At 59.5% G+C, this 16,101-nt stretch carries 12 protein-coding genes; 5 read left to right on the top strand and 7 right to left on the bottom strand.

Translation table 11 applies throughout. The features are described 5' to 3' along the window. Positions 1 to 5 precede the first annotated feature (5 nt). Positions 6 to 3,698 carry an Ig-like domain-containing protein gene (locus VWZ81_RS14505; protein ID WP_416543412.1) on the bottom strand — a complete coding sequence of 1,231 codons (3,693 nt, stop codon included), beginning with the start codon at positions 3,696 to 3,698 and terminating at the stop codon, positions 6 to 8. Positions 3,699 to 4,402: 704 nt separating this feature from the next. On the opposite strand from VWZ81_RS14505, the gene VWZ81_RS14500 reads away from it, so the two are divergent. The 3 genes from VWZ81_RS14500 to VWZ81_RS14490 are packed head-to-tail and all read left to right on the top strand — an operon-like array spanning position 4,403 to position 9,190. Further along, positions 4,403 to 6,337, top strand: a complete 1,935-nt coding sequence (locus VWZ81_RS14500; protein ID WP_340544146.1) for a PrkA family serine protein kinase — start codon at positions 4,403 to 4,405, stop codon at positions 6,335 to 6,337. A gap of 20 nt (positions 6,338 to 6,357) precedes the next feature. Further along, positions 6,358 to 7,695: a YeaH/YhbH family protein gene (locus tag VWZ81_RS14495; RefSeq protein WP_416537134.1), complete on the top strand. Its 1,338-nt coding sequence runs from the start codon at positions 6,358 to 6,360 to the stop codon at positions 7,693 to 7,695. Further along, positions 7,682 to 9,190, top strand: a complete 1,509-nt coding sequence (locus tag VWZ81_RS14490; protein WP_416537135.1) for a SpoVR family protein — start codon at positions 7,682 to 7,684, stop codon at positions 9,188 to 9,190. Before VWZ81_RS14495 ends, VWZ81_RS14490 begins: the two co-directional genes overlap by 14 nt. A gap of 26 nt (positions 9,191 to 9,216) precedes the next feature. Here the strand turns inward: VWZ81_RS14490 and VWZ81_RS14485 are convergent, their stop codons facing one another. Both VWZ81_RS14485 and VWZ81_RS14480 read right to left on the bottom strand, forming a co-directional pair. Continuing rightward, the gene (locus tag VWZ81_RS14485) at positions 9,217 to 9,882 is read right to left on the bottom strand and encodes a GntR family transcriptional regulator (RefSeq protein WP_416543411.1); all 666 of its coding nucleotides are present in this window, start codon (positions 9,880 to 9,882) and stop codon (positions 9,217 to 9,219) included. Between the two features lie 164 nt (positions 9,883 to 10,046). Beyond that, positions 10,047 to 11,162 (bottom strand): S-(hydroxymethyl)glutathione dehydrogenase/class III alcohol dehydrogenase, encoded by a 1,116-nt coding sequence (locus VWZ81_RS14480; protein WP_340544152.1) that lies wholly within the window; start codon positions 11,160 to 11,162, stop codon positions 10,047 to 10,049. Between the two features lie 469 nt (positions 11,163 to 11,631). Here VWZ81_RS14480 and cueR point away from each other — a divergent pair, with 469 nt between their 5' ends. Beyond that, entirely contained in the window at positions 11,632 to 12,042 is a 411-nt protein-coding gene (gene cueR / locus VWZ81_RS14475; protein WP_340544153.1) for a Cu(I)-responsive transcriptional regulator, read from the top strand. Between the two features lie 296 nt (positions 12,043 to 12,338). On the opposite strand, the gene VWZ81_RS14470 is transcribed toward cueR, so the two are convergent. The 4 genes from VWZ81_RS14470 to pcaC are packed head-to-tail and all read right to left on the bottom strand — an operon-like array spanning position 12,339 to position 14,969. After that, a complete protein-coding gene (locus VWZ81_RS14470) occupies positions 12,339 to 13,175 on the bottom strand; it encodes a 3-keto-5-aminohexanoate cleavage protein (RefSeq protein ID WP_416540769.1) in 837 nt (278 codons plus the stop codon). Positions 13,176 to 13,184: 9 nt separating this feature from the next. Beyond that, on the bottom strand, positions 13,185 to 13,832 hold the full coding sequence (gene pcaG / locus VWZ81_RS14465) for a protocatechuate 3,4-dioxygenase subunit alpha (protein WP_416543410.1): 648 nt from the start codon (positions 13,830 to 13,832) through the stop codon (positions 13,185 to 13,187). Further along, positions 13,832 to 14,557 (bottom strand): protocatechuate 3,4-dioxygenase subunit beta, encoded by a 726-nt coding sequence (gene pcaH / locus VWZ81_RS14460; protein WP_416543409.1) that lies wholly within the window; start codon positions 14,555 to 14,557, stop codon positions 13,832 to 13,834. Before pcaH ends, pcaG begins: the two co-directional genes overlap by 1 nt. Next, a complete protein-coding gene (gene pcaC, locus VWZ81_RS14455) occupies positions 14,544 to 14,969 on the bottom strand; it encodes a 4-carboxymuconolactone decarboxylase (RefSeq protein ID WP_416536371.1) in 426 nt (141 codons plus the stop codon). The genes pcaH and pcaC overlap by 14 nt, the downstream gene beginning before the upstream one ends. A gap of 86 nt (positions 14,970 to 15,055) precedes the next feature. Between pcaC and pcaQ the strand changes: the two genes are divergently transcribed. Continuing rightward, the gene (pcaQ, locus tag VWZ81_RS14450; RefSeq protein WP_416543408.1) at positions 15,056 to 15,973 is read left to right on the top strand and encodes a pca operon transcription factor PcaQ; all 918 of its coding nucleotides are present in this window, start codon (positions 15,056 to 15,058) and stop codon (positions 15,971 to 15,973) included. Positions 15,974 to 16,101: the final 128 nt, after the last annotated feature.

Here is a 16,101-nt window from a genome sequence, read left to right as displayed (position 1 = left end):
GTGGATCAGAAGACCACCTGAACGTCCTGATCGACGATCAGCGTCGTGCCATCGTTGCCAATGGTATAGACATTGTAGAGTTCACCATCGACCACACGGGTGCCCGCGCTCGCGGCGTTGCCGCCGGTGAGGGTGATCTGGTCGTTGTCATTGTCGCTGCCGTGGATCGTCAGGGTGTCGGAATTGTTCGACAGTGCCTTGATGTCAGCTTCATTGAGTGTGAGGTGCACATCGTTTGCAAATTGCAGGTCCAGATGGTCGATGTTGAACTGGCCCAGCCCGGCGTGATTGATGGTGCCGCTGTTCGTTGCGTTGTCATCAAAGATCACCAAGGTGCTGGAGGTATTGCCAACATCATCGCTGCGCGACAGGACCAGATGTGTGCCATCCGGGATCGGCGTGCCGAAGGCAAACTCGGTGCCATCCTGCGGGTCGACCGTCTTGGTCGCCGCGGGAGAGCCAACAGTGCCTGCCGGGTTCAGCGTATTGACAGCGTAATTGTCGGTCGCGTCCTTGGTTTCCAGCTCAAGAATGCCCTGGCCAGTGATTTTCAGCGCATAGATGGACGCCGGATCAACCAATGTGTCGATGTCGAACTGCTCGGTGATGCTGCGTTCGTTACCGGCAGCGTCGGTCGCGGTAATGGAGGCTGTCACGGTGCGGTCACCGTCCGGCAATGTTGCGTCGTCGAGCGTCGCCGTCCAGTTGCCGAGGGCGTCGACTGTGGCAGTCTGCTCTTTGCCTTCAACGTTGATCACCACCGTCGATCCTGCTTCGACAGTTCCGCTGAAGGTGACACCCGCCTGCTGCTCTGCCTTGTTCACGATGTCGTCCGAGGTCTGGTTCGGTTGCACCGTCAACGGCGTCACCAGCGTATCGAGCGCAACGCTATCGGAAACGCTCGCAGTATTTCCCGCGTCATCGATGATGGAGGCGGTGATCGGCAGGTTGCGGGTGCCGGTCGGGATCTGGGCCGCCGGGAAGGTGGTCGCCCAGTCGCCGTTTGCATCGGCGACGACCTGACGGCTTGCGGTGCCAAGGCCAACGGTCACGGTCAGGCCCGGCGTCGCGGTGCCGCTGATTTCGACACCGTCGGCGCGTTCGACAGCGTTGATCACGTCGTCGATCTCGATCGGGTCGGGAGATAGCGTCACAGTGCCCGCAACGGTGTCTACCCGCAGGGCAGAGGAGGCCGAAGCGGTGTTACCCGCCGCGTCCGTTGCCGACACTGTGACCGAGGTATTGTATTCGCCAGCAGCCAGCGCGCCGGGCTCGAACAGCGCACTCCAGTTGCCATTTGAAGCCACGGTTGCGCTGCGGGTCACGCCTGCAACGGTCACCGAAACCACGGAGCCGGGCTCGGCGTTGCCTGTGAGCGTGACACCGGCCTGCGCCTCTGCTGCGTTGACGATATTGTCGCCGCCTGCCTGGTTGGCATCAATGCTGACAGCGGTCGAGGTATCGACACGCAGGGTGCCGGAGGTGCTCTCGCTATTGCCGGCCGCATCGGTCGCGGTGACGCTGATCGGGGCGTCATACTCGCCGGGGGTGATTTCGTTGGTTGCGTAGGGCGCGCTCCAGCGGCCCTGTGCGTCGGCGGTGACGGTCCGGGTGATGCCCTGGAAGGTCACCGCGACAGAGGCGCCAGGCTCGGCGCTGCCGGTCAGGGTCAGACCACCTGCGGCTTCGGCACCGTTCAGCACATCGTCGCCACCGGCCTGCCCGCTATCAAGCCCAACGCTGGTGGTGGTATCCACACGGATCTGGCTGCTGGTGGAGGCGGTATTGCCGTAGGCATCGGTCGCTGTTGCGGTCACCGTTGTGTCATAGGTGCCATCGGCGATATCCGACCCGGCGAAGCTGGCCGTCCATTGCCCCTGGGCGTTGGCTGTCACAGTGCGGGTGGCTGTCCCCAGCTGGACCACAACGCTGGCGCCCGCTTCGGCGGTGCCGGTCAGGTCCAGACCGTTGTTGGCCTCTGCCGCATTGATCATATTGTCGCCCGCCAGCGGATTGCTGAGGGTGATATCGGTTTCGGTATCCACACGGACGGTGCCGGTGGTGGAGGCAGTGTTGCCTAGTGCATCAGTTGCTGTCACCGAAATATTGGCGTCATATTCACCGGTCGGGATCTCGCTGCTGGTGAAATCGGCGCTCCAGTTGCCCTGCGCATCCGCAGTGACCGTGCGTGTCGTTCCCTCGAGCGTCACCGCGACACTGGCGCCTGGCTCGGCCTTGCCGGTCAAGGTTACGCCGCTGGCGACTTCCGGCGCGGAAATCACATTGTCGCCGGCCTGAACCGCGTCGAGCGACGCCATGGTTTCAGTATCGACCGGGATCTTGGTGGAGGTGGAGCTGGTATTGCCGCTGGTGTCTGTTGCCACGGCAGAGACGCCTGCGTCATAGGTGCCGGTTGCGATTTCAGAGCTGAGATAGCTGGCCGACCAGTTGCCCTGTGCATCTGCGGTTACGGTACGGCTGACCCCCTGGAAGGTCACCACAACACTCGACCCCGCCTCGGCTGTACCGGTGAGGGTAATGCCCGCTGCCTGTTCCGCGCCGCTGATCATGTGATCAGTGCCCACTTGGGTGTTGATCGTGACCCGGGTTTCGGTGTCGACGTCGACCGTGTGAGTCGTGGTGCTTGTGTTGCCAAAGGAATCGGCGCTGGTGACTTCGATGGTGGAGCTGTAGATGCCCGTCGCCACTTCGTTCACGCTGTAGTTCACCGACCATGTTCCATCATCGGCCACGGTGGTTGTGCGGGTCACACCCTGGAACACAACACTGACGCTGGCCCCTGCTTCGCCGGTGCCGTTGATCACAACACCGTCGGCCACTTCGATATAGTTGATGTGATCGTCGCCTTCGACAGTGTTGACGTCGATTGGCGGCGGGGTGGTGTCGATGATGACCGAGGGACCATCCAGATTGAATTCGGTCCCGGCCGGATCTTTTACATAGACTGTGGTCTCGTAGGAGCCATCCGGCGGCAGGTTGGTCACCGGGAAGTTGGCAACCCAGGTGCCATCATCCTTGACCGTGACGGTTTCGGTAATTGTGCCGAGCGTGACTTCCACGGTGGAGCCGGGGGCGCCAGTGCCGCTGACGATCACATCTTCGGTGGTCGAGCCTGCAACCGGATAGGTCGCATCGGGATTGTCGACGGTTGGCGTGACGGCCCCGCCGCCTCCGCCACCACCACCGCCGCCTGCACCAACAATGGCCGCTGCGCCAACGACGCCAGCTGCAGCGCCTGCGGTGCCGAGGCCGCCGATCAGCGGGGCCACAAGGGGGGCAACAACCGGTTCGATGCGGTCCACGTCAAGGAACACCATGTCATCGTAGGCGCTCCACTTGCCGCTCATGTCGAGAGGTTCGTAGCTGGCATAGAGCATGCCATCGGTGCGGTCCTCCAGAACCACTTCGATGAAGTTGCCTTCCTCGCTGAGGAACAGGTTCTTGCCACCTGTCGCATCGGTGTTGAAGAAATCGTCCAGCACCACCACCTGACCGTCGATCAGCGTAATATGCAGGTCCTGGCCCCGCCGCGCGTAGCTTTCGACATCGGAGGGTCCGAGGTTCAGCGAAATGTCTTTCGCGGTTGCTGTCGCAATTGTCGCCTGGGGGGTGTCAGCAGATGTACCATGCTGCTTGGTGCCCGCCATGTCGCGGACGATGTATCCAACCGTACTCATTTTTATATACCGCTCGTCAAAAGACCAAAGCGCCGAAACTGTGACGCCCAGGTAGCCTGCATTGTTTTGCCCATCAGCCGTCTCCGCGGCCATATTGCCGCCATATTGCTGCCTTCCCAGCGGCCTTGTCTAGGTTTTGATGAGCGGATTTTTACCGAAAAGATCAGGGTGTGGCTAATTTGTATTCAATTTGCATCGAAGTTTATCCGTCGGTTTTTGTTAATGATCCCCTCTGGTTGACGTTAGGGAGGTGGCTGCGGTGGGTTTGCGGTGCATTTGCGATGGGCGCTGCGTTTATTTGCCTTCTGTTTATGGTGGTTCCATGTGTCCGCAGGCTGAAGAGCCGTCAGAAAGGGGGCCGGTTTCGGCTGTTCGGGTCACGTCTATATCGCCAATGTGTGAACAAGCGTTCTATTAAAACGCACTGGCAATTAACCAAAAAGACACCAGTTTCAGATAGGCTGAAGGACATAATTGGTGTAGAGTTGATCCTAAGTACACGACGCCGAAACCCAGGCCACAGCTGGAATGTCACCGCTCAGAGTGACCCGCTGGTCTTGTATCGCCGGATCCGGCGCCGAGCAGAATTCAGACGAATATTTTCACGCGGACATTACTTGGCCCTCGCGCTGGGCGCCCTCTGTCCGTGTGCGATCTTGGACCCCAGGAGGACCGGCGCGCAGTAACTAGGAGGCTAGAGCCAGATGAAAGACATTGCCGAAATTTTTGCCGAACAATACGGCGAAACGCGCGAGCAGGAGATGTCGTTACAGGACTATCTGAATGCTTGTCGAGATGATCCCAGCATGTATGCCAATGTCGCCGAACGTATGCTCAAGGCGATTGGCGAAGAGGAGCTGGTTGATACGTCAAAAGATGCGCGACTGGGTCCGATCTTTCAGAACCGCACCATCAAGCGATACGCTGCCTTCAAAGATTTCTACGGCATGGAGGACACGATCGAGCGGATCGTGGGTTATTTCCGCCACGCCGCGCAGGGGCTGGAGGAGCGCAAGCAGATCCTCTACCTGCTGGGTCCGGTCGGCGGTGGTAAATCCTCGCTCGCGGAACGTCTGAAACGTCTGGTAGAGGAGCAGCCGATCTACGTGCTGAAGGCTGGAGATCAGCTGTCGCCAATCTTCGAGAGCCCGCTTGGCCTTTTCGATCCGGTGCGGATGGGCAAATTGCTGAGCGATGAATATGGCATCGCCCAACACCGGCTGCCGGGGCTGATGTCGCCCTGGGCGGTCCAGCGGCTGGATGAGTTCGGCGGCGATATCAACAAATTCTCGGTGGTGCGGCTCTATCCGTCGCGGCTGCGCCGGATCTGCGTTGCAAAGGTTGAGCCGGGCGATGAGAACAATCAGGACATCTCCACGCTGGTCGGGAAGGTCGATATTCGCCAGCTGGAACATTACAGCCAGGACAATCCCGACGCCTATAGTTTCTCAGGTGGCCTGAATCGTGCGACCCAGGGCGTTCTTGAGTTCGTCGAGATGTTCAAGGCGCCGATCAAGATGCTGCATCCGTTGCTGACGGCGACGCAGGAAGGCAATTACATGGGGACCGAGAGCTTCGGCGCGATCCCCTTCACCGGGCTGATCCTTGCCCATTCCAACGAGAGTGAATGGCAGCAGTTCAAGAACAACAAGAACAACGAGGCCTTCATCGACCGTGTGTCGATCGTGAAGGTGCCTTACTGCCTGCGGGTTTCCGAAGAGGCTAAGATCTACGACAAGCTGATCGAACACAGCGAGCTGGCTGCGGCCCCATGCGCGCCTGAAACTCTGAAGATCCTCAGCCGGTTTTCGGTGCTGACCAGGCTGAAACCGCATGAAAACTCAAATCTCTATTCCAAGCTGCGCGTCTACGATGGCGAAAGCCTGAAGGACACCGACCCGAAGGCCAAGACCGTGCAGGAGTATCAGGATCGCGCCGGTGTCGACGAGGGGATGAACGGGATTTCGACCCGTTTTGCCTTCAAGGTACTGTCGACCACCTTCAACTTTGACACCGATGAGGTGGCGGCGGATCCGGTGCACCTGATGTATGTGCTGGAGCAGATGATCAAACGCGAACAATTCCCGGCGGAGACAGAGGCGAAATACCTTGCCTTCATCAAAACGGAACTGGCCCCGCGCTATGAGGAATTCATCGGCAATGAAATCCAGAAAGCCTATCTGGAGAGCTATACCGAATACGGGCAGAACGTGTTCGATCGCTATATCTCTTATGCCGATGCCTGGATCGAGGAGCAGGATTACAAGGACCCGGACACCGGCCAGCTCTATGACCGCGAGGTTCTGGACGCCGAGCTGAGCAAGATCGAAAAACCGGTAGGCATCGCCAACCCCAAGGACTTCCGCAATGAGGTGGTCAAATTCGCCCTGCGTCATCGCGCCAATACCGGCTCGAACCCGGCATGGAACTCCTACGAGAAGCTGCGGGATGTGATCGAGAAACACATGTTCAGCCAGGTCGAGGAACTGCTTCCGGTTATCTCCTTCGGATCGAAGAAGGACAGCAAGACCGAAGGCAAACATCAGGAGTTCGTCGAACGGATGCGCAGCCACGGCTATACCGACCGGCAGGTTCGCAGGTTGGTGGAATGGTACATGCGCGTAAATAAGGCGGGCTAACAGCAAAGGGTGGGTGGCAGATGCATCACTTTATCGACAGGCGCGCCAATCCCAAGGGCAAGAGTTTGGGGAACCGGCAACGGTTCCTCGAACGCGCCCGCGAAAGCATCAAGGAGCGCGTGGACAGATCGGTCCGCGACAAATCGATCAAGGATGGTGGCGGTATTCCTGCCGAAGGTGAGAAGGTCACTATTCCCTCACGGGGTTTGAAAGAACCCCGGTTTCACCATTCCGCCAAGGGGGGGCGCCGCCGTCACGTGCTGCCCGGCAACAAGGATTTTGTTGTCGGCGACACGCTCAAGCGACCGCAGGGGGGCGCAGGAGAGGGCGGCAAACAGGCGTCCGAGGATGGCGATGGCGCGGATGAATTTTCCTTTACCCTGACGCGCGACGAATACCTTGAGATCCTGTTTGATGGCCTTGAGCTTCCAGATCTGGTCAAAAAAGCCTCTGTAGAGACTGAAACCATCGGGACACGCCGTGCCGGGCTGACCACTGCGGGCACGCCGAACAACCTCAACCTTGTGCGGACGATGCGCAATTCGCTGGGACGTCGGATCGCACTGCAACGCCCGACTGCCAAATCCATAGCCGAGCTGCAAAAACAGATCGAGGAGCTTCAAGCGCTGGCGGAACGCAGCACCGAACAGGAAGCCTATCTTGAAGAGCTGATCCTCCGGTTGGAGGCTCTGGAGCGCAAACGTCGCGTGGTGGGGTATATTGACCCGCTGGATCTGCGATATGACACCCACGTGCCGGAGAAGATCCGCAACTCCCGTGCGGTCGTGTTCTGCCTTATGGACGTCTCTGGCTCCATGCAGGAGCGGGAGAAGGATCTGGCCAAACGGTTCTTCCTGCTGCTGCATCTGTTCCTGGCGCGCAGCTATGAGCATACCGAACTGGTCTTTGTGCGTCACACCCATCACGCGCAGGAGGTTGATGAAGAAACCTTCTTCTATGCCCGCGAGACAGGCGGCACCATCGTGTCGACCGCGCTAGAAAAGATGAAGGAGATCGTCGCCGAACGCTACCCGCCGGATGAGTGGAACATCTACGGGGCGCAGGCCTCTGATGGGGAGAATTTCGGCAATGACTCGGCGCGTTGCAAGGCGCTGCTTCTGGAAGAGCTGCTGCCGGTCTGCCAGTACTACGCCTATGTCGAAATCGTCGATGAGAACGCCGAGATGCTGTTGAGCAATCCCGAGGCGGGTGAGGATCTCTGGCAGAACTACCGGCAGGTCAAGGCTCAGGTCCCGCATTTTGAGATGCAGCGTGTGTCGCAACCCTCCCATATCTATCCGATTTTCAGGGAGTTCTTCCTCCCCAAGGCAAAAGGGGCGCAGAATGCAGGCGGGTGATACTATCGCGAAGCCACTGTTTACGGGGCCGGAATGGACCTTTGAACTTCTGGAAGTTGCGCGGGACGCGATTGAGGATATTGCGCTGAATGATCTGGGGCTTGATGTATATCCGAACCAGATCGAGATCATCTCGGCCGAGCAGATGCTGGATGCCTATTCCTGCGTCGGTCTGCCGCTGATGTATCAGCACTGGTCATTCGGCAAGCATTTCGCCCGCGACGAGGCGCTGTATCGGACCGGGCGGCAGGGGCTGGCCTATGAGATCGTCATCAACTCAAACCCCTGTATCAGCTACAATATGGAAGAAAATACCATGGCCATGCAGACGCTGGTCATGGCCCATGCGGCCTTTGGGCATAATCATTTTTTCAAGAACAACTACCTGTTTCAGCAATGGACTGATGCGGCCGGCATTCACGACTATCTGGCCTTTGCCAAGAACTACATCGCCGCCTGCGAGGAGCGCTACGGGCTCAGCGCAGTAGAGGAGATCCTGGACGCGGCCCATGCGCTGCAATCGCAGGGGGTCTTTCGCTATGGCCGTCCGCCCAAACCCACCACCGAAGAACTGGCAGCGATGCAGAAGGTGCGTGAAGGTTATGAAAGCGGTCAGAGCGTTCTGGATATATGGACCGATGCAACCATGGGGGGCGACAAGCTGGAGCAGATCAGGGACGAGCCCTATAGTGCCCGTCGCAAGCTGATGAATCTGCCGCAGGAAAACTTGCTGTATTTTCTGGAGAAACACAGCCCGGTTCTTGATCCCTGGCAATCTGAAATCCTGCGCATCGTGCGGATGCTGGCGCAGTATCTTTACCCCCAGAAACAGACCAAGGTTATGAATGAGGGCTGCGCGACCTTTGTGCATTATTACATTATCAACAAGCTGTTCGAGCAGGGCCGCCTGACCGAAGGTGCCTATATGGAGATGATGCACAGCCATACCAATGTGGTGCTCCAGCCGGAATATGACGACCCGCGGTATTCTGGCATCAATCCCTATGCGCTGGGCTTTGCGATGATGCAGGACATTCGCCGCATCTGCGAGAACCCGACCGATGAAGATCGCGAATGGTTTCCGGATTTCGCGGGTGATCCCGACTGGCGCCGGGTGATGCGGGATGCCTGGGCCAATTACCGCGATGAAAGTTTCATCCAGCAGTTCCTGTCGCCGCATCTCATCCGCAAGTTCAAACTGTTCACCCTCGCTGATGACGCCGAGCAGTCACATCTGGTGGTGAGCCAGATCCACAATCGCAGCGGCTATCGCTCGGTGCGGCGCGATCTCGCGCATTCCTACGATCTGGCCTATTTAGAGCCTGATATTCAGGTCACCGATGCCGATCTGAAAGGTGACCGCGAGCTGAAGCTGACCCATACGGTGCGCGACGGCATTCACCTGTCGGAGGATGACCGCGACGAGGTGTTGAAGCATCTGCGTCGCTTGTGGGGCTACGATGTCAGCCTTGAGGCGGTGGACGCCGGATCCTAGAGGTGCGGTAGGGCGGCAGTGCGGCGTTAGGGGATCTGCGCGCGTAGCTGATCCTCAAGCGAGGTTTTGGCAGCCAGAATATGCTCTGCTGTCAGCTGGGCCGCGAGATCGGCATCACCTGTTTCGCAAGCTGCCAGTATCGCGCGATGCTCCCTGCTGCTGCGGGCCATGCCGTCGCTCATGATAAGCTGCGCGCGAAGGTAGCGATCAATCCGGTCCATCGAGGTTTCGACGATCTCGACGTGATAGGGCAAGCCGCTGACGCTATAGAGCGTGCCGTGAAATTTTCGGTTCAGCGGCCCCCATTGCATTGGCGCATCGCAGGCGGCAAAGGCATCCAGATGCGCGCGCGCCTGTGCGAGGATGTCGATGGTCATGTTCGGGACGGCGGCGCGGATGATATCCGCTTCAAGCTTGGCGCGCAGGTCAAAGATTTCTGAGGCGTCCTGCATCGACAGGGTTGCGACCACGGCACCCTTGTAGCGCTGGGAGGTGACCAGCCCCTGCTGTTCCAAGCGGGCAATCGCCTCGCGGACGGGAAAGCGCGAGGTGTGAAAGGCCTTGGCGATTTCATCCTGCCGCAGGGGGGTTCCATCCGACAGCTCACCGGTGATGATCGCCTTGCGCAGGGTGCGAAAGATGATCGTCGCGGCGGATTCGGTCCGGGAGATGTCAACGGCTTGTAGTTTCAAGCAAGGTCCTCAACCAAAGCGGGGTAGGTGCCGGGCAATTATGCCTTTGGTTGACGCGGCTCGCCACCCCTTGCTGGCAGGACGTTCGCCGAATGCAGGCAGATGAAGTGCAAAAAAAACGCAGGCCCTGCGGCCTGCGTCATGATCTCGGGTATGCGGGTGGATCAGAATTCGACCACGGCGCGGATGGACTTTCCTTCGTGCATCAGTTCGAACCCATGGTTGATCTCGTCCAGCGACAGTTTGTGTGTGATCATCGGGTCGATCTCGATCTTGCCGTCCATATACCAGTCCACGATCTTGGGCACGTCGGTACGCCCGGCGGCGCCGCCAAAGGCGGTGCCACGCCAGCTGCGACCTGTGACCAGCTGGAACGGACGGGTCGAAATCTCGGCGCCTGCCGGAGCCACGCCGATGATGATGCTCTCACCCCAGCCTTTATGCGCCGCTTCAAGCGCGGTCCGCATGACCTGCACATTGCCCGTCGCGTCGAATGTGTAATCGGCGCCACCCTTGGTCAGCTCAACCAGATGCGCCACCAGATCGCCCTCCACCTCTGAGGGGTTTACGAAGTCGGTCATGCCGAATTTCTTGGCCATCTCAACCTTGCCGGGGTTGAGGTCGACGCCGACGATCTGATCCGCACCTGCCAGTCGCAGACCCTGGATCACGTTGAGTCCAATGCCGCCAAGGCCGAAGACAATCGCGCGCGACCCGATCTCGACCTTGGCGGTGTTGATCACCGCGCCGATGCCGGTGGTGACGCCGCATCCGATGTAGCAGACCTTGTCAAAGGGGGCGTCCTTGCGGATCTTGGCCAGGGCGATCTCAGGCACCACTGTGTGATTGGCAAAGGTCGAACAGCCCATGTAATGGTGGATCGGTGTCCCATCCAGCATCGAGAAACGGGTGGATCCGTCCGGCAGCAGGCCCTGACCTTGGGTAGAGCGGATCGCCTGACACAGATTTGTCTTTGGGTTGAGGCAATACTCGCATTCGCGGCACTCGGGGGTGTAAAGCGGAATGACGTGATCGCCCACTTCAAGGCTGGTGACGCCTTCGCCAACTTCGATCACGACGCCTGCGCCCTCGTGGCCCAGGATGGCCGGGAAGATCCCTTCCGGGTCATCCCCGGAGCGGGTGAATTCATCCGTGTGGCAGAGGCCGGTTGCCTTGATTTCGACCAGCACCTCGCCCTTTTTCGGACCTTCGAGGTTCACTTCCATGATCTCAAGCGGTTTGCCCGGGGCAACGGCCACAGCGGCGCGAGTGCGTATCATTGCGAAATTCCTTTGTTCTGTCAGTGACGGCAGGCGCCAATTGCGCTGAGCGGCATATTGGCAGACCTATTGGGGGGGCGTAAACCATCGGCCGTCGCGGGATGTGTATTTCTTGCGCTACCACACTAGCGGCTTCGGCTGGCTGCGCCTCAGAAGAATACGACGAGGGCCTCTTCGTTCCCGTCACCTGCCGGTCCGGTGGGCGTAAGTATGGCCACATCATCTGTTCGAGAAACCTGCGCTATCTGCCCTTGACCTTCCCCTGACTGGAAGCCTCATATCTGCCGCAAAAGGGGATGATCAGATGTCGAAAGGGGCGAGCCATGGAACAGGCGCGTGTCAGAAAACTGAACGTTAAGGTGACCGGCCTCGGCAACAGCCTGGGCTTGCGTCGGATGAGTTCCGAAATAGATCCCTTAGGAAAGTTCCCAAACGCGCGAGGCGCGCAGCAATTGGCAGAGGTGCGACCATGAATATAGGCGATGTGGCGAACCGCTCCGGCCTACCGGCCAAGACCATTCGATACTATGAGGACATTGGGCTGATCAAACCGCGGCGCAGCGAAAACGGGTATCGCTGTTTTGCGGAGACCGACCTTCACAAGCTGGCGTTTCTGGGTCGTGCCCGCGCGCTTGGGTTTACGATCGAGGACTGCCGCACGCTTCTTGCGCTTTACGAAGATGAGAGCCGTGCCAGCGCAGATGTCAAACAACTGGCGCAAGAACATCTGGACAAGATCAACCTCAAGATCGCGGATCTGGAAGCGATGCGGGACACATTGTCGGAACTGGTCACCTGCTGTTCCGGCGATAATCGCCCGGACTGCCCGATATTGCGTGATCTGTCGCAGATCCCGGAGCAGCAAGACGTCGCGGATTGAGGAGGCTTGGCGCTATATCTCATGGCCAATGGGATGCGAGGGATGGTAACGCGCGGCGCATTCCAAGCCCTGTGCAACTCGGGAGGGTTAGGCAATCAGGCTACAGCAGCCGAGGGAGGAGCGGCTCTTGCTGCGAATGCGTCGCGCGCATCCTCGAGATAGGGTGCGATATGCGCGCAGGCAAGGGGGGCAGGCTGGCTGACGCCGCGTCCCTTGGGTTGGGCATGAAACAGCCGAAAGAGGTGTCTTGGGTCGGCCTATTGCTGCGCTGATAGGTGATAGCCGGTCGCCCCGTTTCAGCCGTTGGCTGCGCGCAGGCCCAGAATGCTGCGGGCCTGATGAGCGGTAGCAACGGGTCGCCCGTAGCGTTCGCACAGATCCGCCGTCCGGCGCACCAGTGCGGCATTGGAGGGGGCAAGCGTATGCCGGTCCAGTCGCAGATTATCCTCCAGCCCGGTACGGGTGTGCCCGCCTGCCGCGATGGCCCATTCGTTGACCTCGATCTGTCCGGCTCCGATCCCGGCCGCGCACCACTGCGCATCCGGGGCAAGGCGCTGCATGGTCTTGACGTAGTAGTCAAACACATCACGATCCACCGGCATTGCATTCTTCACGCCCAGTACAAATTGGACGTAGAGTGGGGCCTTCAACCGGCCGTCACGCGACATCGCCACCGCCTGATGAATATGGGAGAGATCAAAGGCCTCAATTTCCGGTTTCACGTCGTAGGCCTGCATCTGCGCAGCCAGCCAATCGACCAGATCCGGCGGGTTCTCGTAGACGCGGGTTGGAAAATTATTGGAGCCCACCGAGAGCGAAGCCATATCAGGCCGTAGAGACAGCATTCCGCCGCGTTCGCGACCAGCGCCGGAGCGGCCGCCGGTAGAGAGTTGGACAATCATGTCGGGACAGTGCCGCCGGATCCCATCCATCAGTTCAGCAAACCTGTCAGGATCGGAAGTTGGTGTTTCGTCGTCCTGGCGGACGTGGCAATGGGCGATGCTGGCACCGGCTTCATAGGCTTCCTGTGTGCTCTCTACCTGTTCGGAAACAGTGATCGGCACGGCCGGGTTATGGGCCTTGCGCGGCACAGAGCCGGTTATCGCGACGCAGATGATACAGGGATTGGTCATGATCAGCCCTCAGATATCGAAGAACACGGTTTCGTCCGGCCCTTGCAGGTGAATGTCAAAGCGATAGGTCACGGGTGCCTGCGCATCGTCCGCCCTGCCGTGATCCTGGCGGCGGGCGATCAGGGTTTTTTGCCGCTCGGTCTGCTCGATCAGCGCCATGATGGGATCGCTGGCGTTGGCCTCCGGCTCATCGTCGAAGTAGAGCCGGGTATTCAGCCCGATGTTGATGCCACGCGCCACGATCCAGAGGTTGATATGTGGTGCCATGGTCTTCCCGTCACGCCCGATGACACCTCCCGGTTTCACGGTATCGAACTGCCAGTCCCCGGTGTCGAAATCAGAAATCGCGCGGCCCCAGCCACGAAAGCCGGGTTCGACCGGCGCGCGCGTGTTATCGGATGTCGGAGTTTCCGGGTGCGGATAGCGCCCATCGGCATTGGCCTGCCAGACCTCGATCAAAACGTCCTTCAGAGCTGCGCCGGTGCCATCGAAGACCCGGCCTTGAACCCGAATGCGCTGGCCCCTGGCATTAGGCCCGGCGATATCCTGACCCAGCTCGGCCTCATAGATTTCAAACCCGGCGGCACCGGGCGCTAGGCCGATATGCACATAGGGGCCTGCGGTCTGAGACGGGGTTTCCTTCAGTGGCGGCACCATCAGTTCCCCTCCGGCCGGTTTTCAAACAGGGTAGAGCGACGCCCGCGCAGCACGATATCAAAGCGATAGGCAATCATGTCAAACGGCAGCGTCTCGTCCATGTCGAGCCGCGCAATCAGTTGCTGAACGGCGGCGGGATCGGGGATGGTGCTAACGATAGGGCAGCGGGCAATCAGCGGATCGCCCTCGAAGTAGAGCTGGGTGATCAGCCGCTGCGCAAAGGCGCGGCCAAACACCGAAACGTGTATATGTGCAGGCCGCCAGTCGTTTATGCCATTGCGCCAGGGGTAGGCCCCCGGTTTCACTGTGCGAAAGGCATAGGCGCCCTGATCATCGGTCAGAACACGACCGCAGCCGCCAAAATTGGGGTCCAATGCACCCAGATAGCCGTCCTTTTTATGGCGGTAGCGGCCCGAGGCATTGGCTTGCCAGATCTCGACCAGTGTATTGGGAACGGGACGTGCGTTTTCGTCCAGAACACGCCCATGCAGCAATATGCGCTCGCCGATCGGACTGCCGCCATCGTGGGCGAAATTGGTCAGAAGGTCATTGTCTCCGGGAGCGATATCGCTGGGCGCAAACGTCGGGCCGGTGATTTCGCTGGCAGTTTTTTCGAGGCTGAGCAGCGGCAATCGGGGGGATCGGCTGACCGAGGTTTTGTAGTCCGGCGTGAAGGCAGGAGGGTGCCAGCGGCGGTCGCGGGTAAAATAATCAGGGGGCGTCACAGCTGTCTCCTGCGGGGGTGGCGTCGCCTCGTTCTTCGGCGGCCATTTCGGCATAGGTCCTCTTGGCGAGCTTCAGCGCATGATTGGCGCGCGGCACCCCCGCGTAGATGGCAACATGTTGGAAAACTTCAGCAATATCTTCGGGCGTTGCACCGGTATTTGCGGTTGCACGGATGTGCATCGGGATCTCATCGAAATTGCCGAGTGCCGCAAGAAGGGCCAGCGTCAGCATCGAGCGTTCGCGTCGGCTGATCTGCTCAGAGGCCCAGACTGTCCCCCAGGCTGCTTCGGTAATCAGGGACTGGAAAGGTGCATCCAGCGCTGTTGTCGCAGCATCTGCGCGGGCCACATGGGCTTCGCCCAATACCTCGCGACGAACCTTCATCCCTGCGTCATACTGCGGCTTGTGCATATGCTCCTCCATGGATTATCCCTTATCTCATATCGTAATTGGTCTGTATAATCCCCTTGTGTGGATATTTTTATGTCGAAAATGATATGCGCCTTTCATCTCAGCTGAAGCTCCGCCATCTGGAGGTCTTTGTCGAGGTTGCCAGAAAGATGAGCGTGACCCAAGCGGCGGAGCGCCTGGGCATGACCCAGCCGGCAGTGACGCGGGCGCTGCGCGAATTGGAAGCCGTCTGCGATAAACCTCTGGTCGAGAAACACGGTCGCGGCATTCGACTCTCCAGCTATGGTGAGATGTTCAGGGACTATGCGGGGCGCAGTCTGGCCCTGACACGCGACGGTGTCGAATTGCTACGTGGGATGGACGAGGCCGCAGGATCCAAGGTCGCGATTGGGGCTTTGCCGACGGTCTCGGCAACCGTTGTCCCGGAGGCACTGGCCAATATCTGGGCGCAGGGCGCGCGCAACCGGTTTTCCGTCATGTCGGGAGACAATCAGCATCTGCTGGATCTGTTGCGACGCGGAGAGCTGGATGTGGTCGTAGGGCGACTACCGGCACCCGAAAATATGGTGGGCCTGGATTTCGATCCGCTGTTCCGTGAGCGGGTAACCGTGGTCGTCGCACCGGGCCATCCGCTGACGGAGCTGGCACCGCAGGATCTCCCCTATGCGCTGTTCGGCGCGTTTCCGGTTTTGATGCCGCCGCCGAAGTCAATTATTCGCCCTTCGGTTGAACGCATGTTCTTGGAACAGGGCATTTCGATGCCTGAGGCCGCCATCGAAACAGTCTCGTCGACGTTTGGGCGCCAGTTCACATTGGCACATCAGGCGGTCTGGATCATCAGCCATGGGGTGGTGAAATCTGACCTCGCCAGCGGCGCCCTGGTAGAGCTGCCGCTGGACACTGACAGCACCCTTGGGCCGGTGGGGCTCTGCCTGCGGAGTGAGCACCGCTTGTCGGCAGCGGCCGCGAGATTCTGCGCTGCGCTAAAGAGCGTCTGCGGCTGACTGGTCACCTCGCGCACCGGTTCGGCCCAAGATTGCGCCGCGAATGGTAGAGGCATTTTTCGAATGCGGTAGCCTGTTTTTCTGGCGCTGACGCAGTGTCGCGCGGATTGACAGGTGAATTTCAACCT

This window comes from Phaeobacter sp. JH20_34, assembly GCF_048056095.1.
Taxonomy (GTDB): domain Bacteria; phylum Pseudomonadota; class Alphaproteobacteria; order Rhodobacterales; family Rhodobacteraceae; genus Phaeobacter; species Phaeobacter bryozoorum.
Note: the sequence above shows the minus strand (reverse complement) of the source record. Positions and strands in the feature narration are given on the sequence as shown.

Excerpts from the sequence above, each read along its gene's own strand:
- VWZ81_RS14505 (WP_416543412.1), bottom strand. The coding sequence starts at position 3,698 with ATGAGTACGGTTGGATACATCGTCCGCGACATGGCGGGCACCAAGCAG.
- VWZ81_RS14500 (WP_340544146.1), top strand. The coding sequence starts at position 4,403 with ATGAAAGACATTGCCGAAATTTTTGCCGAACAATACGGCGAAACGCGC.
- VWZ81_RS14495 (WP_416537134.1), top strand. The coding sequence starts at position 6,358 with ATGCATCACTTTATCGACAGGCGCGCCAATCCCAAGGGCAAGAGTTTG.
- VWZ81_RS14490 (WP_416537135.1), top strand. The coding sequence starts at position 7,682 with ATGCAGGCGGGTGATACTATCGCGAAGCCACTGTTTACGGGGCCGGAA.
- VWZ81_RS14480 (WP_340544152.1), bottom strand. The coding sequence starts at position 11,162 with ATGATACGCACTCGCGCCGCTGTGGCCGTTGCCCCGGGCAAACCGCTT.
- cueR (WP_340544153.1), top strand. The coding sequence starts at position 11,632 with ATGAATATAGGCGATGTGGCGAACCGCTCCGGCCTACCGGCCAAGACC.
- VWZ81_RS14470 (WP_416540769.1), bottom strand. The coding sequence starts at position 13,175 with ATGACCAATCCCTGTATCATCTGCGTCGCGATAACCGGCTCTGTGCCG.
- pcaG (WP_416543410.1), bottom strand. The coding sequence starts at position 13,832 with ATGGTGCCGCCACTGAAGGAAACCCCGTCTCAGACCGCAGGCCCCTAT.
- pcaC (WP_416536371.1), bottom strand. The coding sequence starts at position 14,969 with ATGCACAAGCCGCAGTATGACGCAGGGATGAAGGTTCGTCGCGAGGTA.
- pcaQ (WP_416543408.1), top strand. The coding sequence starts at position 15,056 with ATGCGCCTTTCATCTCAGCTGAAGCTCCGCCATCTGGAGGTCTTTGTC.